Genomic DNA, 756 nt, shown 5'->3' with positions numbered 1-756 from the left:
TGAACGCCACGTAAGCAAAGCCCTGCCAGGTGCTGACGTACGTGAAGTCTGCCACCCACAACTGGTCTGGTCGTTCAGCCACGAACTGGCGGTTTACCCGGTCACCTGCGGCAGCGTCTTTTCGGCTGACGGTAGTCCTGACCTTTTTGCCCCGGAGTACCCCGGCAAGCCCCATGGCCTTCATCAGCCGTGCCACCGTACATCTGGCCACGCTGATGTGCTCCCGGAGTAACTGACGCCACACTTTGCGTACGCCATATACTCTGTGGTTTTCATCGTACACGCGCTTTATCTCCGTTTTCAGAAGGTCGTCACGCTGCTCCCGCAGACTGCGCCTGTCCGGATGAGTGTGATGTTGCTGATGCCGGTAATATGTCGACGGGGCGATATCCAGTTCATGGCATACCGGTCCGACCCCATGTTCGTTGCACAGCGCGTCCACCAGAGGTGTTATTTTTTCCAGAGGCGGTCGAACTCCGCCTTCGCAAAATAAGCGGAAGCCTGGCGCAGGATATCGTTGCTGCGGCGCAGCTCACGAACTTCCCGCTCCAGCTCTTTCAGGCGCTGGCGTTCAGGAGTGGTGAGGCCACCATCACCGCCTCCGGCATCGCGTTCATACTGACGTAGCCAGATACGCAGGGTCTCAGGCGTACAGCCTATTTTGGGGGCGATGGAGCTGAGGGCTGCCCACTGTGAGTCATAGTCGTTCTGATTTTCCAGAACCATACGGACGGCGCGCTGACGAACCTCCGGGGA

General features: G+C 58.6%; 1 pseudogene and 1 other annotated feature. The pseudogene reads right to left on the bottom strand.

The annotated features are described in order from the left end of the window. Window positions 1-756, bottom strand: a pseudogene (locus ACSZPU_RS26085) (IS3 family transposase); the annotation flags it as partial. Beyond that, window positions 380-496: a sequence feature (AL1L pseudoknot), on the bottom strand. It overlaps the preceding pseudogene by 117 nt.

The sequence above is a fragment of the Phytobacter sp. V69 genome (assembly GCF_965644215.1).
In the GTDB taxonomy this organism is placed as follows: domain Bacteria; phylum Pseudomonadota; class Gammaproteobacteria; order Enterobacterales; family Enterobacteriaceae; genus Phytobacter.
This window is presented reverse-complemented; position numbering and strand designations above follow the sequence as displayed.